The sequence below is a fragment of the Pseudomonas azotoformans genome (genome assembly GCF_900103345.1).
In the GTDB taxonomy this organism is placed as follows: domain Bacteria; phylum Pseudomonadota; class Gammaproteobacteria; order Pseudomonadales; family Pseudomonadaceae; genus Aquipseudomonas; species Aquipseudomonas azotoformans.
The window spans coordinates 15,003-39,467 of the sequence record NZ_LT629702.1; the positions used below are offsets into that span (position 1 = coordinate 15,003).

Consider the following 24,465-nt stretch of genomic DNA (forward strand, 5'->3'; position numbering starts at 1 on the left):
CCTTAAAAGTTGTCAGTGGAAGTGAATACGCCGACCCGAAGGCCTTCGGCAGTATAGATCTCGCGACCGTCGACGCTCACCGAACCATCGGCGATGGCCAGGTTCAGCTTGCCCTTGAGGACGCGCTTGATCTGAATGTTGTAGGTGACTTTCTTGGCGGTCGGCAGGACCTGGCCAAAGAACTTCACTTCGCCCGAACCCAGGGCGCGACCGCGGCCCGGCAGGCCTTGCCAGCCCAGGAAGAAACCGACCAGCTGCCACATGGCGTCAAGGCCCAGGCAGCCCGGCATCACCGGGTCGCCTTCGAAATGGCAGGCGAAGAACCACAGGTCCTCGGTGATATCCAGCTCGGCGACCAATTCACCTTTGCCGTACTTGCCACCCTCTTCGCTGATATGGGTGATGCGATCCACCATCAGCATGTTCGGGGCGGGCAGTTGCGCGTTACCTGGGCCGAACAGCTCACCGCGACTGCAGCGCAGCAGGTCTTCCCGAGTAAAGGCGTTTTGTTTGGTCATGCGAGCTCCTCAATAATCCCATGCGGCAGGGTAGGGCAAATCTTCCCGAACCGAATGAAGCGTTCATGCCTCATGTCGGCAGCCTACACGTAGACTATTGCGTTGTAGTGAAAGTCACAGCGGCAAGGCACTGAATGTACACTTGTTCACTGAAATTTTAAACCGGGCCTGTTTATAGGCCCGTTCGGGTGCCTAAGACTGCCGCACTTTCGTCTTTCACGCCAGTCGGAGTTGGCTGATGGCGCGGCGCTATTGCACCCAGCGCTGCAGGATTTGCTGCAAATCCGTGCGTTTGAACGGCTTGGCCAGGTAATCGTTCATTCCGGCTGCCAGGCAGGCTTCACGGTCGCCCTGCAACGCGTTGGCAGTCAGGGCGATGATCGGCAGGTCGGCGCAGCCCGGCAGTTGGCGGATCTGCCGGGTGGCCTCGTAGCCGTCGATCAACGGCAGCCGGCAATCCATCAGGATCGCGGTGAAAATCAGGCTCTCGGCACTGCGGATCGCCTCGGCACCGTCGGTGGCCATGCTCACTTCAAAGCCCAGGCTGCGCAACATGGCTTCGACCACGGTGCGGTTGACCGGGTTGTCCTCTACCAGCAATACATGGCGGCCATCGCCGGCGTTGGCTTTGCCGTCGGCGCCTTGCGCGATGGCCGGCACGCTCTGCTGGTCGATGGCCAGGGGAATTTCCAGGGTAAATACCGAGCCGCGGCCTTCTTCACTTTGCGCGCGCAGGGTGCCGCCCATGCGTTCGGCCAGGGTACGGGCGATGGGCAGGCCCAGGCCGGTGCCGCCGTAACGTCTTGAAATGGAACTGTCGGCTTGCTGGAACGCATCGAACATCAGCTCCAGGCGTTCGGCGGAAATCCCGATGCCGCTGTCGCGCACGGTACAGGTGAACCACACCAGTTCATGGTCGAGGGTCTGCCAATGGGGTTCGACGCTGACGCTGCCCTGCTCGGTGAACTTCAGCGCGTTGCCGATCAGGTTCACCAGGATCTGGCGGATTCGCGTCGGATCGCCCTGCACGCGCAAAGCGTCCAACCCTGGGGGCATCGACAGTTTCAACGCCAACCCGCGCTGCTGGGCGCTGTGCTGGAACGCCTGGGCGCAGCTGTTGATCAGGTCTGCCAGGTTGAACGGAATATGCTCCAGCTCCAGGGCCGCGCGTTCGATGCGCGAGAAGTCGAGGATGTCGTTGATGACCTTGAGCAAGTGCTCGGTGGATTCGGAGGCCAGCGCCGCGTATTCGGTCTGCTCCTCGGTCATCTCGGTGGTTTCCAGCAATTGCAACATGCCCAGGACGCCGTTCATGGGCGTGCGCAGCTCATGGCTCATCATCGCCAGGAAATCCGACTTGGCGTTGTTGGCGCGCTCGGCCTCTTCGCGGGTCTGGATCAACTGGGCCATGGCCTGTTGCTGTTCGCGGCTGGCCTGGTTGAGGCCTTCGGCCAGGTTATTGATGTGTCGCGACAGGTCGCCCAGTTCCGAGTCGTCCACGATCGGCAACGGCGTCTTGTAGTCGCCTTGCTGGATGGCCTTCACCGCATTGCCCATGGCGCTGATCGGCTGCGACAGGCTGGCAGCCAGGCGCCGCGCGAGCAGGAAGGTAAACAGCAGGGCGAACAGCGCCAGGATGCCGGCCTTGAACAGGATTTCCTGCTGGCGCTGGCTGAATGCGTCGTTGGACATGCCGACGATCACCCGGCCCAGGTAGTCGGCCCGTGGTGCCTTGGGTTCGTTGAGGTTGTCCTGGAAAAAATCATTGCCCAACTGGATGTGTTGCAGGCGAATCGGTGCCTGGAACACTTTGACCGACAGCGAACGGTCGTGTTTTTCCGACGGTTGCTCGACATACACCAGGATGTTCTCGCTGCTGTCCTGGATCTCCAGGAAACGCACATGGGGCGTAGCGAGCGTGGCGCGCAGCAGGCTGTCGAGCACTTCGTTGTTGCCGGAGATCACCCCGTACTCGGTGGCGGGCGCCAGTTGGTTGGCGATCAACTGGCCGGTGTGGTCCAGTTCCTGGCGCAGGTCCTGGATCCGCACGAAGGTGAAAAAGCTGATCAACAGCAACGTCAGCAACAGCGCCGGGCCCAGGGTGATGAGCTGGGTGCGGGTGTTGATGTCCCAACGACGGCGCAAGGTCATGGGCGTTTTTCTCCTTCGGCCAAGCGGATCGCCACGCCGGCTTCGTCCACCTGTTCGATCCCCAGTGAGCGCGCGACTTGCGGGTTGCCCACGACTTTGAAGTGTTCCGGGTACAGCGAGCGCGGCCAGTTGGCCGGCGGGTGGTCGAGCAAATGGTCAAGCACGGCCAGCCAGTCGGCCTGGTCGCTGTAGGTACTGGCCAGGCTGCCGGCCCGCACAAAGCCTGCATTCGGGCCCACCAGCGGCAATTGCTGGGCATAGCTGCTCAGCAACAGGTTCTTCGCGGTTTTCGAGTTGTACAACTGCGGGTCATCGAGGCCGAGCAGCACGTCACTGTTCCTGAACAGGTTTTGCAGCGGGCGGCTGTCATTAATGTTGTCCCAGAGCTGCGGCACGATTTCCAGGCCGAGCGGTGTGGCGTGCTGGCGCAGTTCGGGCAGCAGGAATTCACTGTCGGCGCCGTACAGCACGCCGATGCGCCGCGCCTGGGGCAGGATGGCGGCGATCAGGTGCAGTTGGCGCTCCAGCGGCGGGTCGCTCCACAGTAGGCTGATGTGCGGGTGAGGTGTGCTGCCCAGGCGTTGATGGGCCTGTAACCGACTGATACGCAGCACCAGGGTCGGCGGGCCCTGGGTTTCCTGCAAGCGCCAGTCGAGGCCGGGCAGGTCGAGCAGGATCAGGCGTGTGTTGGTCGGCAGTCGACCAGGGGCTGGCAGGTTTTTGAGCGGGGTGAAGGTGACGCGGTCTTCAGGGCGTTGCTGGGCCAGGGCCTGGGCGAAGGCCTGCACGCCGGCGCTGTCTTCGGCGGCGGTCAGCAGGATCTCGGCACTCCAGGCCGGCGCGGCGAACAGCAGGCAAGCGAGCAGCACAACGCGTCGCCAGAGCGTGGTGATAAAGAAGCAGGTCATCCGTGACGAGTCGCCCATGTCAGAACTCTAACTCCGCACTGAAGTAGAGCACGTGGCGATGGTCATAGTTGTTATCGGCCCAGGTGGTTGGCTGGTTATCGAGGCGTTGTTGCAACATGCCGGCCAGCTCCACGTTGGCTTTGCCCAGGGCAATGCGCTTGGCCACCCGCAGGTCGACCCGTTCGAAGCGATATTGGTTGAGTGCGTCATCGCCGTAGTAGAACAGCGCGCTTGACCAGCCCTGGCCCCATTCACGCAACCAACCGGCAGAGCCACTGTTGCGCGCGGTCTGTGCCTTGTCCAGCGGATTGCTGGTGCTGGCATCGACATAAGCATAGGTCAGCCGCAGGCGGTCGGCGTTGCTAACGCGCCAGTCGAACTGGGATTCGGCGCCGGTGAACCGCGAACTGTTGGCGTTGCTGGCAATGTATTGGTTATTGCGCAGCGGCGAACTGATCATGTCGGTGATTTCGTCGTAGAACAGTTTCACGTCCATGTTCAGCCCGATGTCGGCAAAGAAGCCGTTGTACCCCAATTCCCGCGACTTCATCATCTCTTTATCGAGGTTGCCCGGCCCCCGCGTCTTTACGAAGTATTGCCCGCTGGTCTGACCGTAGGCCGGGGAGCTGAGGTTGGTGACGCGATAACTCCAGTTGACGTTGTTCTCGAACATGTCCGGCGAGCGGATCGCTTCGGAGTACACCGCGCGCAAGCCATGGCGGGGGTTGATCAGGTAGTTGACCGCCACCCGTGGCGTCAGCGAGTTGCCGCTCAGGTGCGTGTCCTCATACATGGCGCCGCCTTGCAGCAGCCAATGTTCGCTGGCGCGCCATTCCAACTGGCCGAACAGGCGCCAAGTGGTGTCGTCCAGGGTGCCGTTGAAGTAGGTGTCGGAGTCGGCGCGGTCGTAGCGGTAATTCATGCCGCTGACCAGGCGCAGGCTGTCGGAGAGGCTGAGGGTGTCCTGGATTTCCAGATCGTAGCGGCTTTCGCGGGTGCTCTGGTCGATGTCTCCGCACACGCTCTGGTTGGCGCCGTTACGCCATTGGTCCAGCACTTGGTTGGCCAGCGCTTGCTCGGCGGCGCTGCCCGGTGGCGCGGTGCCTTGGCTGTAGGTGTCCATGTGCCGGGCCAGCAGTTCGGCGTAGTTGGGGTTCATCTGCCACAGTTGGGTCAATTCCGGGCTGAACGACACTTTGGCGTCGCAGGCCTTCCAGATTTGGCGGCGGTCCCACTGCTGGGCCGAGCCCTGGATGTAGAGGCTGTGCTCGGGGTTGAAATCGAAATTCCAGCGCAGCGAGCCGGCGTAGTCCTTGGCCGTGACGTCGGAGTTGTCGCCACCTTCGGTAATCCCGGCGAATACCGGGCTGTAGGTATAGGGACGTTGGTTGGTGCCTTCCTTCGCATCCAGTTGCCAGTCGATGCTCTGCTGCGCGTTCAACGTCTGGCTAACTGCCAGGCTGAAGCGGTTGAGGCGGCGCCCGTCGCGGCGGTCGGCGCCAGCGGCGTCGCTGTCGAATCCATCATCCTGCTGGCCGGACAGCGACAGGCGCAAATCGCCGGTTTCCCAGCCCACGCCCTGGCTGGCATAGAAGTCGTTGATGCCACGTTCGCCACGCACCACCTTGACCCGCGTGCCGTGGCTGTTGGCCGGCGAGCGCGTAAGGATGTTGACCACCGCCATCAAGGCATTGGCGCCATAGCTGACGGTGTTGGGGCCGCGGAACACTTCGATGCGTTCGATATCTTCCATCGCTACCGGAATGTCGCTCCAGTCCACGGTGGCCAGGCCCGCGCGGTACACCGAGCGGCCATCGATCAACACCTGCATGCGCCTGGCATCGCTGGCGCTGGTGCCGTGGTAGTTCACCGCCGCCTGGTTGCCGGTGGTGTAGCCGACCATCATCCCCGGCACCAGGCGCAGCAACTCGCTGATATCCCGTGCGCCGCTGGCCTTGATCAACTCGCTGTCGATCACGGTCATGCTGCCGGGCACGGCGGCGGCCGATTGCTTGAGGCGCGTGGCGGTCAATACCTGGGGCAGCGGCTGGCTGTCGAGGAACAGGTCGTCAGCCACGACAGGCGCACTGCACAGCAGCATCAACCACAGAGATGAACGGGGAGGAGGGCCCAAATACACGGCACGGCCTTGATAATTACGGATAGCCGCCCATGTTAACTGAGGTGGGGCCATTTGCCAGTCGCAGGACTTGCAATTACTTCATGTGAGTGTGGCATTTTCCGACAAGCGCACGAATTGATACGGGGGCTGGCCGCCGGCGGGTCGGCCCGTATAATGCCGCCATCGCCACTGGTATGGATTAACGGATTGCATATGACTGAACAGCGCCCTATCGCGGTCCTGGGAGGCGGAAGTTTTGGTACCGCCGTGGCTAACCTGCTGGCCGAGAACGGTCACGCTGTGCGCCAGTGGATGCGCGATCCCGAACAGGCCGAGGCCATTCGGGTGCACCGGGAAAATCCGCGTTACCTTAAAGGCATCAAGATTCATCCGGCGGTCGAGCCTGTCACCGACCTGCTGGAAACCCTCACGGCCTGTGACCTGTGCTTCGTCGCGCTGCCGTCCAGCGCCTTGCGCTCGGTGCTGGCGCCCCACGCCGAACGCCTGGCGGGCAAGCTGCTGGTCAGCCTGACCAAGGGCATCGAGGCGCAGACCTTCAAGCTGATGAGTGAAATCCTCGAAGAGATCGCCCCCCAGGCGCGTATTGGCGTGCTGTCCGGGCCGAACCTGGCGCGGGAAGTGGCCGAGCATGCGCTGACCGCCACCGTAGTCGCCAGTGAAGACGAAGAGCTCTGCGAACAGGTCCAGGCCGTGTTGCATGGCCGTACTTTCCGGGTCTACGCCAGCAGCGACCGCTTTGGCGTCGAGCTGGGCGGTGCGCTGAAAAACGTCTACGCGATCATCGCCGGCATGGCCGTGGCGCTGGGCATGGGCGAAAACACCAAAAGCATGTTGATCACCCGCGCCCTGGCCGAGATGACCCGCTTTGCGGTGAACCAGGGCGCCAACCCGATGACGTTCCTCGGGCTGGCGGGCGTGGGCGACCTGATCGTCACGTGCTCCTCGCCGAAAAGTCGCAACTATCAAGTCGGGTTCGCCCTGGGCCAGGGCCTGAGCCTGGAAGATGCAGTTACGCGCCTGGGCGAAGTGGCCGAGGGCGTCAATACGCTCAAGGTGCTCAAGGCCAAGGCCCAGGAAGTTGGCGTATATATGCCGTTGGTCGCCGGGCTGCATGCGATCCTGTTTGAAGGGCGCACCTTGAATCAGGTCATCGAGTTGCTGATGCGCGCCGAGCCCAAGACCGATGTCGACTTTATTTCCACCAGTGGTTTCAACTGAGGAACGCGTCATGAACGATCCGAAAGCAGCCCCCAAGTACGAATCCATTGCCCTGCGCATCCTGTGGATGCTGGTGTTTGCCCTGGTGTGGCAAGTGGCGCAGTTCCTGCTCGGCGCGCTGGTGGTGGTGCAACTGATCTACCGCCTGGTCTACGGCGCCCCGAACCTGGGCCTGATGAACTTCGGCGACAGCCTCAGCCAGTTCCTTGCGCAGATCGGCCGTTTCGGCAGCTTCCACACTGAGCAAAAGCCGTGGCCGTTCGCCGACTGGCCGACCCCGCGCGCGCCCGAGGGCGAAGCCGCCCACAGCGTGCCGCCGGCACCGCACCCGGCGCGTGATGAAGAGCCGAAACTGTGAAGTTGTGGATACTGCGCCACGGCGAGGCCGAAGGGCATGCGCGCACCGATGCCGAACGCAACCTCACCGAGCATGGCCGTGGCGAAGTGTTGCGCAGTGCTGCGCACCTGATCGGTCAGCCCCTCAGCGCGATCATCGCCAGCCCTTACGTACGGGCGCAGCAGACCGCGCACCTGGTGCGTGATGCGTTGGGCTTCGAGCCGGAGATCCGTACGGTGCCGTGGCTGACACCCGATGGCAACCCGTTGCAGGTGCTGGAAAAGCTCGACACCGACGACAATGTGCTGCTGGTCAGCCATCAGCCCCTGGTGGGCAGCCTGATCAGCTTTCTGCAGCACGGCCACCAGCGCCTGCCGCAGCCGATGCACACCGCCAGCCTGGCGGAACTGGAGGGGGATTTCCCGCTGGCGGGGCTGATGAGCCTGGTCAGCGTGAAGAATCCGTAGGCGTTATCGCGGCTTTGTGTGTGCTATATAGTCAACCAAGCAAGTGCTTGGTTGGCTATCGTCGGACCACAAAGGAGCGCGTCCCATGCCCGTCGCATTTCGATTGCCGTTGCAGGTGTTTTTCGAACGTGAAGCGCGGCACCCGCGCCAGACTTTTCTGGTGCAGCCCATTGGCGGCGGCGAGGTGCAACGCCTCACTTGGGGCGAAGCCGGCCATCAGGCCCGTTGCGCCGCGCACTGGCTGCGTGCCCGCGAGCTGCCCCCTGGCTCGCACATTGCCCTGATCTCGAAAAACTGCGCGCACTGGATCATTGCCGACCTGGCGATCTGGATGGCCGGGCATGTCTCGGTGCCGCTGTATCCCAACCTCACTGCCGACTCCGTGGCCCATGTGCTCAGCCATTCCGAGGCGGCGCTGACGTTTATCGGCAAGCTCGACGACTGGCCCGCCATGGCGCCCGGCGTGCCGTCCAATGTCCCGACCATCAGCTTGCCGCTGTGCCCAACTGGCGCGTTCGATTTCAGATGGGCCGACCTGCAGGCCTGCTCGCCGATCCAGGATGACCCGCTGCCGTCCGCTACGGACCTGGCCACCATTATCTATACCTCCGGCACCACCGGCCTGCCCAAGGGCGTGATGCACAGCTTCGGCGCGCTGGGGTTTGCCGCCACCCGTGGCACCGAATTGTTCGGGCTGGGGGAGGGCGACCGCCTGCTCTCGTACCTCCCGCTATGTCATGTAGCCGAGCGTATGTTCGTGGAAATGGCGGCGATCTACACCGGGCAGACGGTGTTTTTCGCCGAAAGCCTGGAGACATTTCTGACCGATCTGCGCAGGGCGCGGCCGACCGCGCTGTTTGGCGTACCGCGTATCTGGACCAAATTCCAGATGGGCGTCTACGCTAAAATCCCGGAAAAACGCCTGGACACCCTGTTGCGCCTGCCCTTCATCGGCAAGCGTGTAGGCCGCAAGGTGCTCGCCGGCCTGGGCCTGGATGCGTTGCGTATCGCGCTGTCCGGGGCGGCGCCGGTGCCCGAGGCGCTGCTGCGCTGGTATCGACGCCTGGGCCTGGACGTGCTTGAGGTGTATGGCATGACCGAGAGTTGCGGTTACTCCCATGTGTGTCGCCCCGGCCAGCAGTCCCTCGGCTGGATCGGCCTGCCGTGCCCCGGTGTTGAAGTGCGCATCGACCCGGCGGGCGAGGTGCAGGTGCGCAGCGGTGCAACCATGCTCGGCTACTACAAGGACCCGCAGAAAACCGCCGAGACGATCACCGCCGACGGCTTCCTGCGCACCGGTGACAAGGGCGAGCAGGCTGCCGACGGCCGGCTGCGCCTGACCGGGCGGCTCAAGGAGATCTTCAAGACCAGCAAAGGCAAGTACGTGGCCCCGGCGCCGATTGAGAACCGCCTGGCCGAACATGCGCGCATCGAACAGGTGTGCGTGGTGGGCGATGGCCTGACCGCACCGATGGGGTTGTGCGTGTTGTCGGCAATCAGCGAGGACCCGCATGCGCTGCGCAGCAGCCTTGAACGCTGGCTGGAGCAGGTCAATCAAGCATTGGACAAACATGAACGCCTGCGCCAGTTGGTGGTGGTGAAAGACAACTGGGCGGTGGAGAACGGCTTTTTGACCCCGACGCTCAAGATCAAACGCAATGTGATCGAATCGACCTACGGTGAACATTTCCAGAGGTGGAGCGAGCGATCCGAAACCGTTCTGTGGCAGGATTAGGGCCATCATAAAACCAACAAGGACAACCCCATGAGCCTGTGGCGCACACAACCGAACATCGACCAACTCAATGCGATCCAGAAAAACACCATTGGTGAATTGCTGGATATCCGTTTTGAACGCTTCGACGACGAATCGCTGACCGCCAGCATGGTGGTCGACCATCGTACCCATCAGCCCTACGGCTTGTTGCATGGCGGCGCATCGGTGGTCCTCGCCGAGAGCGTCGGCTCCATGGCCGCCTACCTGTGTATCGATGCGAGCAAGTTCTATTGCGTGGGCCTGGAGATCAATGCGAACCACCTACGCGGTGTGCGCAGCGGGCGAGTGACGGCGGTGGCCAGGGCGATCCATATCGGCCGCACCACCCAGGTGTGGGACATTCGCCTGACCAGCGACGACGGCAAGGCCAATTGCGTGTCGCGCCTGACCATGGCAGTGGTGCCGCTGGGCGAGAACCCGCCGGCGCGATAGGCGTGGCGTGAGTGTCATCATTCCTGGCAGTTACAGTCATTGCTGTGGCGGTCGGGGCTGGTGACAATCAATTTCTGTTTTTGTCGATGGATCCGGTATGTCGCAGCACGTGTTTTTCGCCCACGCCAATGGTTTCCCCTCGGCCACCTACGGCAAGCTGTTTGCCGCCCTGGCCCCGGAATATCCAGTGGCGCACTTGCCGCAGCACGGTCACGACCCCAGGTTTCCGGTGGACGATAACTGGCAGAACCTGGTGGATGAGCTGATCCACCACTTGGAGCAGCAGCCGGAACCGGTGTGGGGCGTGGGGCATTCCCTCGGTGGCGTGTTGCATCTGCACGCGGCCATGCGTTGCCCGCAGTTGTATCGCGGGGTGGTCATGCTCGATTCGCCGGTGTTGACCCGCGCCGACCGCTGGGTGATCCGCGCGGCCAAACGCTTTGGTTTTATCGACCGCCTGACCCCTGCCGGCCGCACCCTGGGCCGTCGCGAGGAGTTCAGCGACCTGGAGGCGGCACGTCGTTACTTCGCCGGCAAGACGCTGTTTCGTGGCTTTGATCCCGAATGCTTCGACGCCTACCTGCAACATGGCCTGCAGCAAGTGGGCGATCGCCTGCGCCTGCGCTTCGACCCAGCCACCGAAATCAGCATCTACCGAGGCGTGCCCCACACCAGTCCCGGCCAGGTGCGCCAGATGAAGGTGCCGTTGGCGGTGGTGCGCGGCCGCCAGAGCCGGGTGGTGATGCGTCACCACGCCAGCGGCGTCGGTCGCCTGCCCCTGGGCGAAATGCTCACCATGCCCGGCGGCCACATGTTCCCTCTTGAACGCCCTCAGGACACCGCGACCTTGATCAAGAACCTGTTCTCCCGCTGGGAAGCCCGCGAGCGCAGTTGCGCATGAGCACACCGGTCGAAGAAGTGCGCCTGAGCCTGCCGCATATCGAATTGGCAGCCCATCTGTTCGGGCCCGAGGACGGTTTGCCGGTGATCGCGCTGCATGGCTGGCTGGACAACGCCAACAGTTTTGCGCGGCTGGCGCCGAAACTTCAGGGCTTGCGCATCGTTGCACTGGACATGGCCGGGCACGGGCATTCGGCGCATCGTCCTATCGGCGCCGGTTACGCCTTATGGGATTACGTGTATGACGTGCTGCAAGTCGCCGAACAGCTGGGTTGGAAACGTTTTGCATTACTTGGCCACTCCCTCGGCGCTATCGTTTCCCTGGTACTGGCCGGTGCGCTGCCGGAACGGGTGACGCACCTCGGATTGATCGACGGGGTGATCCCGCCGACCGCCAGCGGTGACAACGCCGCCGAGCGGCTGGGCATGGCGTTGCAGGCGCAATTGAACCTGCAAGACAAGCGCAAGCCGGTCTACACCACCCTGGACCGAGCGGTCGAGGCGCGCATGAAAGGCGTGGTGGCGGTCAGTCGCGAAGCTGCCGAACTGCTGGCCCAGCGCGGTCTGATGCCGGTGCCGGGCGGTTACACCTGGCGCACCGACAGCCGCCTGACCCTGGCTTCGCCGATGCGTCTGACCGATGAGCAGGCGATGGCCTTCGTGCGGCGTGTGGGTTGTCCTACACAGTTGGTGGTGGCCGCAGACGGCATGTTGGCGAAACATTCCGAATTGCTTTCCCAGCTACCCTTTACCGTAACCACGCTGCCAGGCGGCCATCATTTACACCTGAATGACGAGCCCGGCGCGGTCCTTGTTGCAGACTGTTTCAATCGGTTCTTCTCCGCGCCTTGACTTGGGGCGGTCAACTGCCGAGGCTGGGCGGATTGAAAGGGAGTCAACCATGAACTACTTCAACACCGCTGTGACCGCCGATGGCCAGGGCTCGTTGATCTTATGAGCGTGCGTAACGGATGTATCCGTATCCTGGGCTTGAGCCTTCTGAGCCCACTGGTATTTGCCGCCGACGTACCGGGTAGCCAGGACCTGCCCACCGTGGCCCGCCAGGTCGACGCGCAAATCGTCGACTACCGTCCCGCCGAAGAAAAAGAACGCATCTACCCCATGGGCGCCATCCGCAAGATCAGCGGCCAGTTGCGTTATGAAGGCCAGGCCACCGCGCGGGGCCAAGCCACTGCCATCACCTATGAATTACCTGCCGAACACAGCTCCAGTGCCGCATTCACTGCGACGCGCGAAGCGTTGCAGGCGAAGGGCGCGCAGTTGCTGTTCTGGTGCCAGGCCCGGGATTGCGGTGAAAGCAGCCTGTGGGCCAATGAAGTGTTCGGCAACGCCAAGTTGGTCGGTGCCGACGGCCAGCAGGAATACCTGCTGCTGCGCCTGGCAGCCCCCCAGGAAAATTCCCTGGTGGCGCTGTATGGGATCACCCGTGGCAACCGTCGCGCCTATCTGCATGTGGAGCAACTGGACGCCAACGCGCCGCTGGCCGACCTGCTGCCTACCTCCGCAACACTGCTGCGTGAGTTGAAAAGCACCGGCGAGCTGGACTTTCCCGCACTGGGCGGGGAGCCTGACGACACCTGGTTGACCCTGATTTCCCGTGGGTTGAACCTTGATACCACCTTGCGCGTCAGCCTTACCGGCCCGAACGCCGAAGCCTGGCGCCAGGCCCTGGTCGACAAAGGCGTACGTGCCGCACGCATGGAAACCGGCACTGGGGATGCCAAAGGCCTGCACCTGCATCTGATACGCTAGGTATCACTAGGCGAACGGACCCGTGCCGTTCGCCTAAGCTGTCTTCCTACAGTCTTCCTTTCGAGATCCTACATGCTCAATAACGATCGCCTACTGGTGCAAATCCTGCTGCTGGTGCTGTTCGGTGCCAGTTTCTGGGTGATGGCGCCGTTCTGGTCGGCGCTGTTCTGGGGCGCAGTGCTGGCATTTGCCAGTTGGCCGGTGATGCGCCTGCTGACCCGTTGGCTGGGAGGCCGGGAATCCCTGGCGGCCGGCATCCTGACGCTGTGCTGGATGTTGCTGGTGGCGGTGCCGCTGGTGTGGCTCGGCTTCAACCTGGCGGACCATGTACGTGACGCCGTAGGTCTGATCAAGGATATCCAGGTGGACGGCTTGCCGGCTGCGCCGACTTGGTTGGCTTCGATTCCCTTCGTCGGCGAGCGGCTGGTGGCGATGTGGGACAGCATCGACCAGCAGGGCGCAGCCCTGATGGTCAGCATCAAGCCCTACCTGGGGCAGGTCGGCAATTGGTTGCTGGCGCGCAGTGCGCAAATCGGCGGTGGGATTCTAGAACTGACCCTGAGCCTGGTCTTCGTGTTCTTTTTCTACCGGGACGGGCCGCGCCTGGCGATGTTCGTTCACCGCCTGCTTGAGCGCTTGATCGGCGAGCGTGCCGGCTACTACATCGAACTGGTGGCCGGCACCGTGCAGCGAGTGGTCAACGGCGTGATCGGCACCGCCGCCGCCCAGGCCCTGTTGGCGCTGATCGGCTTCCTGATCGCCGGGGTGCCGGGTGCGCTGGTGCTGGGCATCGTCACCTTCCTGCTCAGCCTGATTCCCATGGGGCCGCCACTGGTGTGGATCCCGGCCACGGCCTGGCTGGCCTGGAAGGGCGATTACACCTACGCGGTGTTCCTCGGCGTGTGGGGCACGTTCATCATCAGTGGCGTGGACAACGTGCTCAAGCCTTACCTGATCAGCCGCGGCGGCAACCTGCCGTTGGTCATTGTGCTGCTCGGAGTGTTCGGCGGCTTGATTGCGTTTGGTTTCATCGGCCTGTTTATCGGCCCGACCCTGCTGGCGGTGGCCTACAGCCTGCTGATGGATTGGAGTGCAACCCAGGCCCAGGGGCGCCGTGAAGATAAGCCGCTTTAAGCCCTGGGCAGCCACATGACGGCGGTCAACCCGCCCCCTGGGGTTTCTTCAAGGTCCAGTCGGCCGCCGAGGCGTTCCGCCGCCTCCTTGGAAATCGTCATGCCCAGGCCAACCCCGCCGGAATTGCGGTTGCGTGAGCCTTCCAGGCGATAGAACGGTTCGAACACCGCCTCACGCTGGTCGGCGGCAATCCCAGGGCCATGGTCGATCACACGGATGACCAGCGCCTCGCGGCTGTCTGTCAGCTCGATGCGCGCCGAACCGGCGTAGCGCAGGGCGTTGTCGATCAGGTTGTTGAGGCATGATCGCAAGGCCATCGGTTGCACTTGCAGCGGTGCGCAGGTCCCGCCGAACTGCACATCGGCGCCCTGGTCCTGGGCGTTTTCGCTCATGGACTCGACCAGCGCCTGTACGTCCAGCCAATGCCGGGTTTCGCTGGTGCGTTGTTCGTGCAGGTAGCTCAGGGTAGCGTCGAGCATGCCGATCATGTCGTCCAGGTCCTGACGCATCTGGCCTTGCAATTTGCTGTCTTCGATCTGTTCCAGGCGCAGCTTAAGGCGCGATAGTGGGGTGCGCAGGTCATGGGAGACGGCCCCGAGCATGCGTGCGCGTTGGCTGACTTGCTCGCGGATGCGTCGCTGCATCAGGTTAAAGGTCGACGCCGCTTGCTGCGCCTCACGCGGGCCAGACTCGTCGAGGGGCGGGCTGTCGAGGTCCAGGCTCAGGCGCTCGGCGGCTTCACTCAGGCGCTGGATCGGACGGCTCAGCAGCTTGGCGCCGTACCAGGCGGCGATGATCAACGAGATGAACTGGAACGTCAGCGGCACCACCGGGCCACCAAACCACGGTCGCTTGTGCCTGGGCAGGTGTTTCATCGTGCCGTCCGGCTGTTCGACAAAGGTCTCCTGAGGTGGCGGCGGAGGGGGGCCGTAATAGCGAAACCAGGAAATGGCCAGCACATGAGCCAGCACAATCGCCACCAGCAACACGCCAAACAGTCGACCGAACAGCGTGTTGAAGGCGTTGCGCATCAGCCGATGTCCCGGGCGTCGAACAGGTAGCCTTCACCCCGCACGGTCTTGATCAATTGAGGGGCCTTGGGGTCATCCCCGAGTTTTTGCCGCAGGCGCGAGACCAGCAAGTCGATGCTGCGATCAAAGGCTTCGATGGAGCGGCCACGGGCGGCATCCAGCAGTTGTTCGCGGCTCAACACCCGGCGCGGACGCTCGATGAACACCCACAGCAGGCGGAATTCCGCATTGGACAGCGGCACCACCAGGCCATCGTCGGCCACCAATTGGCGCAGCACACTGTTGAGGCGCCAGTTGTCGAAGCGGATATTGGCGCGCTGTTCGGTACGGTCGTCACGCACACGGCGCAGGATGGTCTGGATGCGTGCTACCAGCTCACGCGGTTCGAACGGCTTGGACATATAGTCGTCGGCGCCCAGTTCCAGGCCGATGATGCGGTCGGTGGGTTCGCAGCGAGCGGTGAGCATCAGGATCGGGATATCCGATTCCGCACGCAACCAGCGGCACAGCGACAGGCCGTCTTCGCCCGGCAGCATCAGGTCGAGCACCACCACGTCGAAGGTTTCCGCCTGCATCGCTTGGCGCATCGCCGTACCGTCGGTGACGCCGCTGGCGAGAATGCCGAAGCGGGCCAGGTAGTCGATCAGCAGTTCACGGATCGGCACGTCGTCGTCAACGATCAGCGCGCGGGTGTTCCAGCGTTTGTCGTCGGCGATCACCGCGCCTTTTTGCTCGTCGTTCATAGAGACGGAAGGGGTATGCATAGTGCGATCATCTGCCTGGTTGTTGCGGTCAGCATAGGCGCCCAGCCCCATGGCTGGAAGTGCTGGTCGGTGGGTCGTGCGAGCGAGGCTAGCCGTGGGGCGTGTTGGGGGCATGTCGTGAATGTATCAGCTTTGAAATAATTACCTGAAATGCCCACCCGATGGCGCTTGGTCAGTATTTACCGATCATCGGATCCCGCAACCGCGCCGCTTGCGCTACAATCCGCGCCGATTTCGACTTGCCTGAGAGCCTATTCCAATGTCCGTCTGCCAGACTCCTATCATCGTCGCCCTGGATTACCCCACTCGTGACGCCGCACTGAAGCTGGCTGACCAGTTGGACCCGAAGCTTTGCCGGGTCAAGGTCGGCAAGGAACTGTTCACCAGTTGCGCGGCGGAAATCGTCGGCACGCTGCGTGACAAAGGTTTCGAAGTATTCCTCGACCTGAAATTCCACGATATTCCGAACACCACCGCGATGGCGGTCAAGGCCGCCGCCGAAATGGGCGTGTGGATGGTCAACGTGCACTGCTCCGGCGGCCTGCGCATGATGAGTGCCTGCCGTGAAGTGCTGGAACAGCGCAGCGGCCCTAAACCTCTGCTGATTGGTGTGACTGTGCTCACCAGCATGGAGCGCGAGGACCTGGCCGGTATCGGCCTGGACATCGAGCCCCAGGAGCAGGTACTGCGCCTGGCCGCCCTGGCGCAAAAAGCCGGCCTGGATGGCCTGGTGTGTTCGGCGCTGGAAGCCCAGGCCCTGAAAACCGCGCACCCGTCGCTGCAACTGGTGACCCCGGGCATTCGTCCGGCGGGCAGTGCCCAGGATGACCAGCGCCGTATCCTGACCCCGCGCCAGGCGTTGGATGCAGGTTCCGATTACCTGGTGATCGGTCGCCCGATCAGCCAGGCGGCCGATCCGGCCAAGGCATTGGCGGCAGTCGTCGCCGAAATCGCCTGACACTTGAAAGCAAACACAGTAAAAAATGTGGGAGGGGGCTTGCCCCCGATGACGATTGCTCAGCCAAAAATGTAGTGGCTGACCCACCGCTATCGGGGGCAAGCCCCCTCCCACATTTTGCTCTGCGGTGTGTCAGCTGACTTTGAGCACCAACTTCCCGAAGTTCTCACCGTTGAACAATTTCATCAGCGTTTCAGGGAACGTCTCCAGCCCCTCCACGATATCTTCCTTGCTCTTGAGCTTGCCCTGGGCCATCCAGCCGGCCATTTCCTGCCCGGCAGCGGCAAAGCCTGCGGCGTGATCCATCACCACAAACCCTTCCATGCGCGCACGATTGACCAGCAATGACAAGTAGTTGGCCGGACCTTTCACGGCTTCCTTGTTGTTGTACTGGCTGATGGCGCCGCAGATCACTACGCGCGCTTTCAACGCCAGGCGGCTGAGCACGGCGTCGAGGATATCGCCGCCGACGTTATCGAAATACACATCCACGCCCTTGGGGCACTCGCGCTTGAGTGCGGCAGGCACGTCTTCGCTTTTGTAGTCGATAGCAGCATCGAAGCCCAGTTCATCCACCAGGAACCTGCACTTGTCGGCGCCGCCGGCAATGCCCACCACACGGCAGCCTTTGAGCTTGGCGATCTGCCCGGCAATGCTGCCCACGGCACCGGCCGCGCCGGAGATCACTACGGTTTCGCCAGCCTTCGGCGCACCGGTGTCCAGCAGTGCGAAGTAGGCGGTCATGCCGGTCATGCCGAGTGCAGACAGGTAGCGGGGCAGGGGCGCCAGTTTCGGATCGACCTTGTAGAAACCGCGCGGCTCGCCCAGGAAGTAATCCTGCACGCCCAGGGCGCCGTTGACGTAGTCCCCGACCGCGAATTGCGGGTTGTTCGAGGCAATCACTTTGCCCACACCCAGCGCGCGCATCACGTCACCGATGCCGACCGGCGGGATATAGGACTTGCCTTCATTCATCCAGCCGCGCATGGCCGGGTCGAGGGACAGGTATTCATTGCGCACCAGCACCTGGCCGTCCTGGGGCGTGCCCACCGGGACTTCCTGATAGGTGAAGGTGTCCCGGGTGGCCGCGCCGACCGGGCGCTTGGCGAGCAGGAATTGGCGGTTGGTCTGGGCGGTCATGGCAGCGACTCTTCTGGAAATGAACCTGAAGTGATAGACCTTGAACGGGCCGGGAGCAAGGTCCACCGGGCGTGCGAATGCCGGTCGATAGGCGTTGCTGATAGTCAGGTGGCGTCTGTTATCACTGGCACTCATGCAGCCCCAACCGGCCTTTTGATAGTGCTGACGCGCCTGGCGCAGCCTTGGCTAGACTCGACCCACGGTTATCTCCCCACAGGACATCTTTCATGAGCATGACGTTTTCCGGCCAGGTCGCCCTGGTGACCGGCGCCGCCGCCGGTATCGGCCGCGCTACCGCACTGGCGTTCGCCGCCGAAGGTTTGAAGGTGGTGGTCGCTGACCTGGACGTTGCGGGCGGCGAAGGCACCGTCGCACTGATCCACCAGGCCGGCGGCGAAGCGCTGTTCGTGCGCTGCAACGTCACGCTGGAAGCGGATGTGCAGCAATTGATGGCTCAGACCCTCGCCGCCTACGGCCGCCTGGACTACGCCTTCAATAATGCCGGGATCGAGATCGAGAAGGGCAAGCTGGCGGATGGGACCCTGGACGAGTTTGACGCCATCATGGGCGTCAACGTCAAAGGCGTGTGGTTGTGCATGAAGCATCAATTGCCACTGCTGTTGGCCCAAGGCGGTGGGGCGATCGTCAACACCGCGTCGGTCGCGGGGTTGGGCGCGGCGCCGAAGATGAGCATTTATGCCGCGTCCAAGCATGCGGTGATCGGCCTGACCAAGTCGGCGGCCATTGAGTATGCGAAGAAGAACATTCGCGTCAATGCGGTCTGCCCGGCCGTGATCGACACCGATATGTTCCGGCGTGCCTATGAAGCCGACCCGCGCAAGGCCGAATTTGCCGCCGCCATGCACCCGGTCGGGCGCATCGGCAAGGTCGAGGAAATCGCCAGTGCAGTGCTGTACCTGTGCAGCGATGGTGCGGCCTTTACTACCGGTCACGCCTTGGCAGTGGACGGTGGCGCGACGGCTATCTAGGACCGCAGGTCGCCCTCCATTCGAAAAGGTCATGGAGGGTGTGAGGTTTTTCCATAGCTGGCACGGTGCCTTGTCAGAATGTGTATCAGCAGGTAAATAACTTAATAAAATCAATACTTTAATAAAACTTGGCGAGCGGCCGACGTGGGCTTCCGTGCTTAACTGTCTCGGGTTGAATTACAGACAGTTGAAGTGAGTGGCGCATGGATTTAGGGATCGATCGACAAGCCCTTGTACCGGTGGTGCAGCAAATCATCAGCGCGGTGGCGCAATGGATTCGCACGAGTGGGGCGAGCCCTGGTACACGCTTACCCTCCGTTCGCCAGGTGGCTCTCGATAACCTGCTCAGCCAGTCCAGTGTGATCGAGGCATTCGAGCGGTTGGTCGCCCAGGGCCTGCTGGTTTCGAAACAGGGGTCGGGTTTCTGCGTGGCCCAGCCACCGACGGTGCACGAAAGCCAGTGGTATGAAGGTGCCGAGCGGGATTGGGGAGCGTTCGCTGATAACCCGTTGGGCGAGCTGAAACTGGGCTGCGGCTGGCTGCCGGATGCCTGGCGCGAAAGCGATGACATCAGCTACGCGATTCGCGAAGTCACCCGCTGCGACACGGCTGCGCTGTTCAACTACAGCACCCCATTGGGGCTCCCGGCGTTGCGCGAGCAATTGCTCAAGCGCCTGACCCAGGCGCACATCCCCAGCCACCTGGACGGCATCCTCACCACGGCGGGCGCCAACCATGCACAGGACCTGCTGATACGCACCTTGCTCAAGGCCGGCGATTGCGTGGTGGTCGAAACGCCGGGGTACGGCAACCTTTATCGGCAACTGGCATTCCATGGTGTGCAATTGCTGCAGGTGCCACGCACCCGTGGCGGGCCGGATATCCCGGCGCTTGAAGCCTTGCTGCAGCGTCATCGGCCCAAGTGCCTGTTCATCCACAGCCTGTATCACAACCCCACCGGTTCCAGCTTGAGTCGCACCGTGGCGGAGCGTGTGTTGGAGTTGGCGCACCGCGAGAACTTTTTGATCATCGAAGAGGATGTATTCGGCGACTTGCAACACGCCAGTTGCACGCGACTTTCGGCTTTACCTCACGGTGAGCGGGTCATCTACGTCGCAAGCTTTTCCAAGACCCTGAGCAGCGCCTTGCGCGTGGGCTATCTCAGCGCCAGCACGGCGATCATCGCGCAATTGGCCAGCCTCAAGACCCTGACCGGCTTCGGCACTTCGCGGTTTGCCGAGGCCGTGGTGGCGACACTGCTGGCAAATGGCACCTATCGCAAGTGGGTACAGCGCCTGCGCAAGCGGCTGAGTGCGCAAATGGCTGCGACCTTGCAGGTGCTGGAGGATGAGGAATGGGAGGTGTTCGCCAACCCTGCCGGCGGGATGTTCGTGTGGGCACGGCCGGGGGCTGGGGATCGGTCGCGGTTGCAGGCGTGTGCCCGGCGGCTGGGGGTTTTGTTGTCGCCGGGGGCACTGTTCAGTCCAACGGATGAGCCCAGTGAGTGGCTGCGCATCAATGTGGCCTATGCTGCTGATCAACGGGCACTGGCGCTGTTCCGCGCCATGGGACCTGCCAGATCGACCTCGACCATTCTGAAAACGACGAGCGTGTAGCTTTTTGCCATTATTGTGGCGCCAACGACTTGTGTTCGGTGCCTTGTGGTTGCCAATCTCGCTTGTGTAAACCGGGCTTGATGGCATCTGCCATTGCAAGAGGATGCAAGTGCAATGATTTCGGCCGTGCAACGACGCTTCGCCAACCTCGGTATGGCAAAAAAACTGGGCTTGGGCTTCACCCTGGTATTGCTGTTGACCGCCCTGGTCGCGGCGATCGGCGTGTGGTCCCTGCAAACTGTTGGTCAGCGCTTCGAAGGCCTCAAGGCCATGTCGTCGCTCAACAGCGGCTTGCTCAAGGTACGCCTGATCGAGCAGGACTACGCGTTGCATGCGGACCCCAAGGCCGTCGACGCCCTGCATGAAAGTGTTGATGCCTTGGCCGCCCTCGCGGCGAGCCTCAAGGCCCAGTCGGCGGCCAACGTGCCGGTCATGACCGATGTCGAACAGGCGCTGGCCGCCTACCGCAAGGCGTTCGATGAGTTTGTCGAGCTGACCCAGACCAAGGACTTGGCGTTGGAAATGGCCAGTTGGTCAGTGTCCAGCGTGGCCAATAACCTCGATGTGTTGCAGGCCGGGCTGGCTGACGACGGTGCCTATGGCCTCAAGGAAAGCCAGGGCAAGGAGGGCGCCGAGTTTATCGAGCAGGCGGGGCAGGTCAGCCAGGTTTCACGGCTGATGCTGCAAGCCATGAACGAAGCCCACGTACGTCTGGACCAGAGCCGCAAGGTGGACGCCGATGACGCCGAGCAAGGCAAGATCGAGCAGGCCGACCAGGCGCTGGCCCAGGTTGAAACACTGAAAACCGCGGTCAAGGACCCCGGTTACCAGACGGTGTTGAATGAGGTCTCCGGGCATATTGCTTCGTTCAGTGAAAAACTCGGTGAGTACACCGGCCTGCTGGCCCAGGAGAAGGTGGTCTACAAGCAGTTGCATGATCGGGCCGAGCAAGTGGTCAGCCGGGTCAACCAGGCTTACGACACCGAAGACCTGTCGATGCAGGCGCAGTTGAGGAAAAGCGCGATGCTGATCATCGGCTCTTCGGCCTTGGCGCTGTTGGTGGGGTTGATTGCGGCCTGGGTGATTACCCGCCTGATCGTCGCGCCGCTGCGCAGCGTGATTGCGGTCGCCCAGCAGATTGCCGCCGGTGATTTGAGCGGGCGCATGGACGTCAGTCGCCGCGATGAAATCGGCCAACTGATGCAAGCGATGCAGCAGATGGGCAATGGCCTGAGCCAGATGGTCAGCGGCCTGCAGGCCGGTATCGAGCAACTGGCCAGCTCGGCGCATTCGTTGTCCAGTGTCACCGAACAAACCAATGTCGAAGTCAGTAGCCAGAAAGACGAAACCGAACAGGTCGCCACGGCGATGAACCAGATGACCGCCACCGTGCAAGACGTGGCGCGCAACGCCGAAGAGGCCGCACAAGCCGCACAGACGGCGGACGATAAAGTCGACAGTGGCCAGCGGGTGGTGCGCCAGAGTTTGCAGCGTATTGAATTGCTGGCCACCTCCAGCACCAGTGCCAGCGCCAGCATCGAGAGCCTGAGCGCCGAGATCCAGAACATCGGCACTGTGTTGAGTGTGATCAAAAGCGTGGCCGAACAGACCAACCTGCTGGCCCTCAACGCGGCCATCGAAGCCGCCCGCGCCGGCGAGCAGGGCCGTGGTTTCGCGGTGGTAGCGGATGAGGTACGGGCGTTGGCCAAGCGCACCCAGCAATCGACCGAAGAAATCGAGCGGCTGGTGAGTACCTTGCGCAACGCGGCCCAGTCCTCGGTGCAGCAGATCCAGCAAAGCGGCGAGCTGGTGAAGCTGGCGGTGAGCGATGCGCTGGAAACCGAGAGTGCCCTGGGCAGCATCGCGGTGGCGGTGTCGCTGATCCAGCAGATGAACCAGCAGATTGCCGCGGCGGCCGAGGAGCAAAGCTCGGTGGCCGAGGAGATCAACCGCAGCGTTACCAGTATCCGCGCCAGTGCCGATCAGTCGGCGCTGAGCATGCAGGGCAACGCCGCATCGAGCATTCAGCTGGCGCAGTTGGGCGCGGAACTCAAAGGGATGGTCGGGCACTTCCGCCTGTGATCGCAGCGTTCATGCGGCGATCACAGGGGAGGGCGGTCAGGCGTTGTTGGCGAGGAAGGTCAGCAGGGCTTCGTTGACGAAGTCGGGGTTTTCCCTGGCGCTGATATGCCCGGCTTGCGGGATCAGGATCAGGCTGCAGCCGATCAGGCCGGCCATTTCCTCGGACTCGGCAGGCGGGCGCGGTTTGTCCTGTTCGCCGCACATCACCAGGGTGGTATCGGCGTCCAGCTTCGGCAACTGCTCCAGCACATCCTCGCGACTGAAGATCAAGCGACCCAGGGGCACGATGCTCTGCAGCAGGCGCTCCTTGGAGTAGCCCTGCAATTGCTGGCGGAAATCCTGATACAGCGCGGATTCGCGGTCGATACCTGGGCGGAAGAAGATCGGCGCGACCACGTCCAGCAACGGCTCAGGGATGGCACCGGCGTCTTCGATCATCTTGAATAGCGAGAAGTAATACTGGCGCGTGGCCTCGGGCTCGGCACCCAGGTAGGTGTCCATCAGCACCAGGCTGTTGATCCGCTCGGGAGCCAGCAGCGCCAAACGTGCGCCCCACATACCGCCGACCGAGAGGCCGACCAGGTTGATCTGTGGAATATCCAACTGGTCGAGCAGTGCCAGGGTTTGGCGTGCAAGGTCATCGAGGGAGTGGGTTGACGCGGGCAACGGGCCGGATTCGCCGTGGCCCCATAGCTCGGGCACGATCACCCGGTACTGTTGCGACAGGGCGTCGATCTGCGGTGCCCACATGTCGCGGTCCCACAGGTAGCTTGAGCCCAGCACGACGACCGGGCCGGAACCCTGGTCGACGTAGTGCAGCGGTTGTCCATCAATGACGGCGACAGGCATAACGGGCCTCTGACTTCATGGAGTGAGGGGCACTTTTTTACGCTAGTCGGGGGCGGGGGGATAGATGCAAAGTGATGGCATCTTGTGAAGCGGCGAGGTTGTTTGTACTGACCTGGCTTTTATTACTGTGGTGAGCGGGCTTGCCCGCGCTGGGCTGCGCAGCGGCCCCAATAAAAACACCGCGTTCTGGCAGGCAGATTGCGGTGTCTGGTTTCGGGGCTGCTTCGCAACCCAGCGCGGGCAAGCCCGCTCACTACAGGCCAGCGAATCAGTCGTAGATGACTTTCTTCTTCCACTCGGCGTCGGCGTCGACCACTTTGAGGCCTTCGGTCAGTTCGTTGACTTCGTCTTCAGCCGGCTTGCTGTTGGTCAGCACCGTGGAGTTGGCGCGTCCCAGCTGGGCTTCCAAATGTTGCAGTTGGGCACTGTAAATCACCGGCTCCGGCTGTTTGCGCAGGTACTGCACGCCACGTTCGAATGCCAGTCGCGCCTGGCCCGGCTGGCCCTGTTGCAGGGCGTGCTGGCCGAGGTTGTTGAAGAACTCGATATGCAGCAACACCAGGATATGGCGGATCTCGCGGATCCAGTGCTTGGCCTCGTTGGCCGGCAGGAAACCATCCTGGGCCGCACGGGTGACCTGGCCGTGCAGGGCTTCGAGCAGGAAACGCACATCCTTGGCCTTGGCTTCGGTCTGGATCGGCGCGGGCGGGTTGTTCACCGGGATCGATTCGCCCTGGGCCACCAGCGTATTCAACTCGGTGATGCGGGCCTTGAGCGGCGCGCTGCCTTTGTTCAGGTTCAGCAGGCGCTGGTTGACGTTGAGTTCCAGGCGGGTCAGCAGCAACTTGAGCGCCGGGGTCATCAACTGGCCGGGGAAGGTCTCGGTGATTTCACCGCAACGGCGCAGGCGATCATTAAGCTCGATCTCGGTGCGCTTCTTTTCCAGCTTGTTGTTTTCCACCACGTGGTTCATGTAGCCAATGGCGATCAGTATTGCGATCCCGGCTATTACCAGCAGGGTGATCATGAGTGGTGTCACCGGTGTGACCTCTTTATAGGGTTTACAGTGGAGTGTAGTGACTGGGCCATCCGGCGGATAGGACTGATCGACCAGTTGCCCGGGTAGTTTGCTTCTATATGGATAGGCGTTCCCTGCATGGATGCACATTGCCATCATTTGCCGGAGCGAACTATAGCGTCTTGTCGGGCGCCATAATATAGGCGTCAAGGCCCGGGCGTGCACAATCGCCCCCTGAGCCCGAAAAGCTGGGGGAAGTC

At 62.5% G+C, this 24,465-nt stretch carries 22 protein-coding genes and 1 pseudogene; 14 read left to right on the forward strand and 9 right to left on the reverse strand.

All coding sequences use genetic code 11. The features are described 5' to 3' along the window. Nucleotides 1-2: 2 nt before the first annotated feature. The 4 genes from fabA to BLR69_RS00090 form a co-directional block, all read right to left on the reverse strand. Nucleotides 3-518, reverse strand: coding sequence for a 3-hydroxyacyl-[acyl-carrier-protein] dehydratase FabA (gene fabA, locus BLR69_RS00075; RefSeq protein ID WP_025858548.1), 516 nt, complete (start codon nucleotides 516-518; stop codon nucleotides 3-5). 249 nt (nucleotides 519-767) lie between these two features. Further along, nucleotides 768-2,669: an ATP-binding protein gene (locus BLR69_RS00080; RefSeq protein ID WP_071496218.1), complete on the reverse strand. Its 1,902-nt coding sequence runs from the start codon at nucleotides 2,667-2,669 to the stop codon at nucleotides 768-770. After that, on the reverse strand, nucleotides 2,666-3,595 hold the full coding sequence (locus tag BLR69_RS00085) for an ABC transporter substrate-binding protein (protein ID WP_071496217.1): 930 nt from the start codon (nucleotides 3,593-3,595) through the stop codon (nucleotides 2,666-2,668). Before BLR69_RS00085 ends, BLR69_RS00080 begins: the two co-directional genes overlap by 4 nt. A gap of 1 nt (nucleotide 3,596) precedes the next feature. Then, nucleotides 3,597-5,717, reverse strand: a complete 2,121-nt coding sequence (locus BLR69_RS00090) for a TonB-dependent receptor plug domain-containing protein (RefSeq protein WP_331716262.1) — start codon at nucleotides 5,715-5,717, stop codon at nucleotides 3,597-3,599. Between the two features lie 195 nt (nucleotides 5,718-5,912). Here BLR69_RS00090 and BLR69_RS00095 point away from each other — a divergent pair, with 195 nt between their 5' ends. From BLR69_RS00095 to BLR69_RS00135, 9 genes are all read left to right on the forward strand, one after another. After that, on the forward strand, nucleotides 5,913-6,938 hold the full coding sequence (locus tag BLR69_RS00095) for an NAD(P)H-dependent glycerol-3-phosphate dehydrogenase (protein ID WP_071496215.1): 1,026 nt from the start codon (nucleotides 5,913-5,915) through the stop codon (nucleotides 6,936-6,938). Nucleotides 6,939-6,948: 10 nt separating this feature from the next. Continuing rightward, on the forward strand, nucleotides 6,949-7,296 hold the full coding sequence (locus BLR69_RS00100; RefSeq protein ID WP_071496214.1) for a DUF4389 domain-containing protein: 348 nt from the start codon (nucleotides 6,949-6,951) through the stop codon (nucleotides 7,294-7,296). Next, nucleotides 7,293-7,742: a phosphohistidine phosphatase SixA gene (sixA, locus tag BLR69_RS00105; RefSeq protein WP_071496213.1), complete on the forward strand. Its 450-nt coding sequence runs from the start codon at nucleotides 7,293-7,295 to the stop codon at nucleotides 7,740-7,742. Before BLR69_RS00100 ends, sixA begins: the two co-directional genes overlap by 4 nt. An 85-nt stretch (nucleotides 7,743-7,827) precedes the next feature. Continuing rightward, the gene (locus tag BLR69_RS00110; protein WP_071496212.1) at nucleotides 7,828-9,477 is read left to right on the forward strand and encodes an AMP-binding protein; all 1,650 of its coding nucleotides are present in this window, start codon (nucleotides 7,828-7,830) and stop codon (nucleotides 9,475-9,477) included. Nucleotides 9,478-9,507: 30 nt separating this feature from the next. After that, a complete protein-coding gene (locus BLR69_RS00115) occupies nucleotides 9,508-9,951 on the forward strand; it encodes a hotdog fold thioesterase (RefSeq protein WP_071496211.1) in 444 nt (147 codons plus the stop codon). 97 nt (nucleotides 9,952-10,048) lie between these two features. Then, nucleotides 10,049-10,852 (forward strand): alpha/beta fold hydrolase, encoded by an 804-nt coding sequence (locus BLR69_RS00120; RefSeq protein ID WP_071496210.1) that lies wholly within the window; start codon nucleotides 10,049-10,051, stop codon nucleotides 10,850-10,852. Continuing rightward, entirely contained in the window at nucleotides 10,849-11,703 is an 855-nt protein-coding gene (locus BLR69_RS00125; RefSeq protein WP_071496209.1) for an alpha/beta hydrolase, read from the forward strand. The genes BLR69_RS00120 and BLR69_RS00125 overlap by 4 nt, the downstream gene beginning before the upstream one ends. Before the next feature lie 102 nt (nucleotides 11,704-11,805). Then, nucleotides 11,806-12,624, forward strand: coding sequence for a DUF4892 domain-containing protein (locus BLR69_RS00130; protein ID WP_071496208.1), 819 nt, complete (start codon nucleotides 11,806-11,808; stop codon nucleotides 12,622-12,624). A gap of 72 nt (nucleotides 12,625-12,696) precedes the next feature. Beyond that, nucleotides 12,697-13,758, forward strand: a complete 1,062-nt coding sequence (locus tag BLR69_RS00135; protein WP_071496207.1) for an AI-2E family transporter — start codon at nucleotides 12,697-12,699, stop codon at nucleotides 13,756-13,758. On the opposite strand, the gene BLR69_RS00140 is transcribed toward BLR69_RS00135, so the two are convergent. Continuing rightward, complete coding sequence (locus tag BLR69_RS00140; protein ID WP_071496206.1) at nucleotides 13,755-14,789, reverse strand: sensor histidine kinase; 1,035 nt, start codon at nucleotides 14,787-14,789, stop codon at nucleotides 13,755-13,757. The genes BLR69_RS00135 and BLR69_RS00140 overlap by 4 nt on opposite strands. Next, the gene (locus BLR69_RS00145) at nucleotides 14,789-15,553 is read right to left on the reverse strand and encodes a response regulator (protein ID WP_058427191.1); all 765 of its coding nucleotides are present in this window, start codon (nucleotides 15,551-15,553) and stop codon (nucleotides 14,789-14,791) included. Before BLR69_RS00145 ends, BLR69_RS00140 begins: the two co-directional genes overlap by 1 nt. Nucleotides 15,554-15,812: 259 nt before the next feature. On the opposite strand from BLR69_RS00145, the gene pyrF reads away from it, so the two are divergent. Beyond that, nucleotides 15,813-16,511, forward strand: a complete 699-nt coding sequence (gene pyrF, locus BLR69_RS00150) for an orotidine-5'-phosphate decarboxylase (protein WP_010211681.1) — start codon at nucleotides 15,813-15,815, stop codon at nucleotides 16,509-16,511. A 132-nt stretch (nucleotides 16,512-16,643) separates the two neighbouring features. On the opposite strand, the gene BLR69_RS00155 is transcribed toward pyrF, so the two are convergent. Then, nucleotides 16,644-17,651, reverse strand: a complete 1,008-nt coding sequence (locus BLR69_RS00155; RefSeq protein ID WP_071496205.1) for an NADP-dependent oxidoreductase — start codon at nucleotides 17,649-17,651, stop codon at nucleotides 16,644-16,646. Between the two features lie 227 nt (nucleotides 17,652-17,878). On the opposite strand from BLR69_RS00155, the gene BLR69_RS00160 reads away from it, so the two are divergent. The 4 genes and pseudogenes from BLR69_RS00160 (at nucleotide 17,879) to BLR69_RS31410 (ending at nucleotide 22,338) form a co-directional block, all read left to right on the forward strand. After that, on the forward strand, nucleotides 17,879-18,640 hold the full coding sequence (locus BLR69_RS00160; protein ID WP_071496204.1) for an SDR family oxidoreductase: 762 nt from the start codon (nucleotides 17,879-17,881) through the stop codon (nucleotides 18,638-18,640). A gap of 203 nt (nucleotides 18,641-18,843) precedes the next feature. Continuing rightward, nucleotides 18,844-20,256 carry an aminotransferase-like domain-containing protein gene (locus tag BLR69_RS00165; protein WP_071496203.1) on the forward strand — a complete coding sequence of 471 codons (1,413 nt, stop codon included), beginning with the start codon at nucleotides 18,844-18,846 and terminating at the stop codon, nucleotides 20,254-20,256. A 1,023-nt stretch (nucleotides 20,257-21,279) separates the two neighbouring features. Beyond that, nucleotides 21,280-21,480 (forward strand): annotated as a pseudogene (locus tag BLR69_RS31405) (HAMP domain-containing protein); the annotation flags it as partial. A gap of 15 nt (nucleotides 21,481-21,495) precedes the next feature. After that, nucleotides 21,496-22,338 carry a methyl-accepting chemotaxis protein gene (locus BLR69_RS31410; protein ID WP_371858633.1) on the forward strand — a complete coding sequence of 281 codons (843 nt, stop codon included), beginning with the start codon at nucleotides 21,496-21,498 and terminating at the stop codon, nucleotides 22,336-22,338. 36 nt (nucleotides 22,339-22,374) lie between these two features. Here BLR69_RS31410 and BLR69_RS00175 read toward each other — a convergent pair whose 3' ends face one another. Together BLR69_RS00175 and BLR69_RS00180 are read right to left on the reverse strand one after the other, a co-directional pair. Beyond that, the gene (locus tag BLR69_RS00175) at nucleotides 22,375-23,187 is read right to left on the reverse strand and encodes an alpha/beta fold hydrolase (protein WP_071496201.1); all 813 of its coding nucleotides are present in this window, start codon (nucleotides 23,185-23,187) and stop codon (nucleotides 22,375-22,377) included. Nucleotides 23,188-23,455: 268 nt separating this feature from the next. Next, nucleotides 23,456-24,226, reverse strand: a complete 771-nt coding sequence (locus BLR69_RS00180; RefSeq protein ID WP_071489554.1) for a hypothetical protein — start codon at nucleotides 24,224-24,226, stop codon at nucleotides 23,456-23,458. Nucleotides 24,227-24,465: the final 239 nt, after the last annotated feature.

Coding starts and splice junctions, on each gene's coding strand:
- BLR69_RS00145 (WP_058427191.1), bottom strand. CDS start 15,553: ATGCATACCCCTTCCGTCTCTATGAACGACGAGCAAAAAGGCGCGGTG.
- BLR69_RS00135 (WP_071496207.1), top strand. CDS start 12,697: ATGCTCAATAACGATCGCCTACTGGTGCAAATCCTGCTGCTGGTGCTG.
- BLR69_RS00175 (WP_071496201.1), bottom strand. CDS start 23,187: ATGCCTGTCGCCGTCATTGATGGACAACCGCTGCACTACGTCGACCAG.
- BLR69_RS31410 (WP_371858633.1), top strand. CDS start 21,496: ATGGTCAGCGGCCTGCAGGCCGGTATCGAGCAACTGGCCAGCTCGGCG.
- BLR69_RS00125 (WP_071496209.1), top strand. CDS start 10,849: ATGAGCACACCGGTCGAAGAAGTGCGCCTGAGCCTGCCGCATATCGAA.
- BLR69_RS00130 (WP_071496208.1), top strand. CDS start 11,806: ATGAGCGTGCGTAACGGATGTATCCGTATCCTGGGCTTGAGCCTTCTG.
- BLR69_RS00140 (WP_071496206.1), bottom strand. CDS start 14,789: ATGCGCAACGCCTTCAACACGCTGTTCGGTCGACTGTTTGGCGTGTTG.
- BLR69_RS00100 (WP_071496214.1), top strand. CDS start 6,949: ATGAACGATCCGAAAGCAGCCCCCAAGTACGAATCCATTGCCCTGCGC.
- BLR69_RS00085 (WP_071496217.1), bottom strand. CDS start 3,595: ATGGGCGACTCGTCACGGATGACCTGCTTCTTTATCACCACGCTCTGG.
- BLR69_RS00160 (WP_071496204.1), top strand. CDS start 17,879: ATGAGCATGACGTTTTCCGGCCAGGTCGCCCTGGTGACCGGCGCCGCC.
- BLR69_RS00110 (WP_071496212.1), top strand. CDS start 7,828: ATGCCCGTCGCATTTCGATTGCCGTTGCAGGTGTTTTTCGAACGTGAA.
- fabA (WP_025858548.1), bottom strand. CDS start 518: ATGACCAAACAAAACGCCTTTACTCGGGAAGACCTGCTGCGCTGCAGT.
- BLR69_RS00120 (WP_071496210.1), top strand. CDS start 10,049: ATGTCGCAGCACGTGTTTTTCGCCCACGCCAATGGTTTCCCCTCGGCC.
- BLR69_RS00080 (WP_071496218.1), bottom strand. CDS start 2,669: ATGACCTTGCGCCGTCGTTGGGACATCAACACCCGCACCCAGCTCATC.
- BLR69_RS00115 (WP_071496211.1), top strand. CDS start 9,508: ATGAGCCTGTGGCGCACACAACCGAACATCGACCAACTCAATGCGATC.
- BLR69_RS00095 (WP_071496215.1), top strand. CDS start 5,913: ATGACTGAACAGCGCCCTATCGCGGTCCTGGGAGGCGGAAGTTTTGGT.
- BLR69_RS00155 (WP_071496205.1), bottom strand. CDS start 17,651: ATGACCGCCCAGACCAACCGCCAATTCCTGCTCGCCAAGCGCCCGGTC.
- BLR69_RS00165 (WP_071496203.1), top strand. CDS start 18,844: ATGGATTTAGGGATCGATCGACAAGCCCTTGTACCGGTGGTGCAGCAA.
- pyrF (WP_010211681.1), top strand. CDS start 15,813: ATGTCCGTCTGCCAGACTCCTATCATCGTCGCCCTGGATTACCCCACT.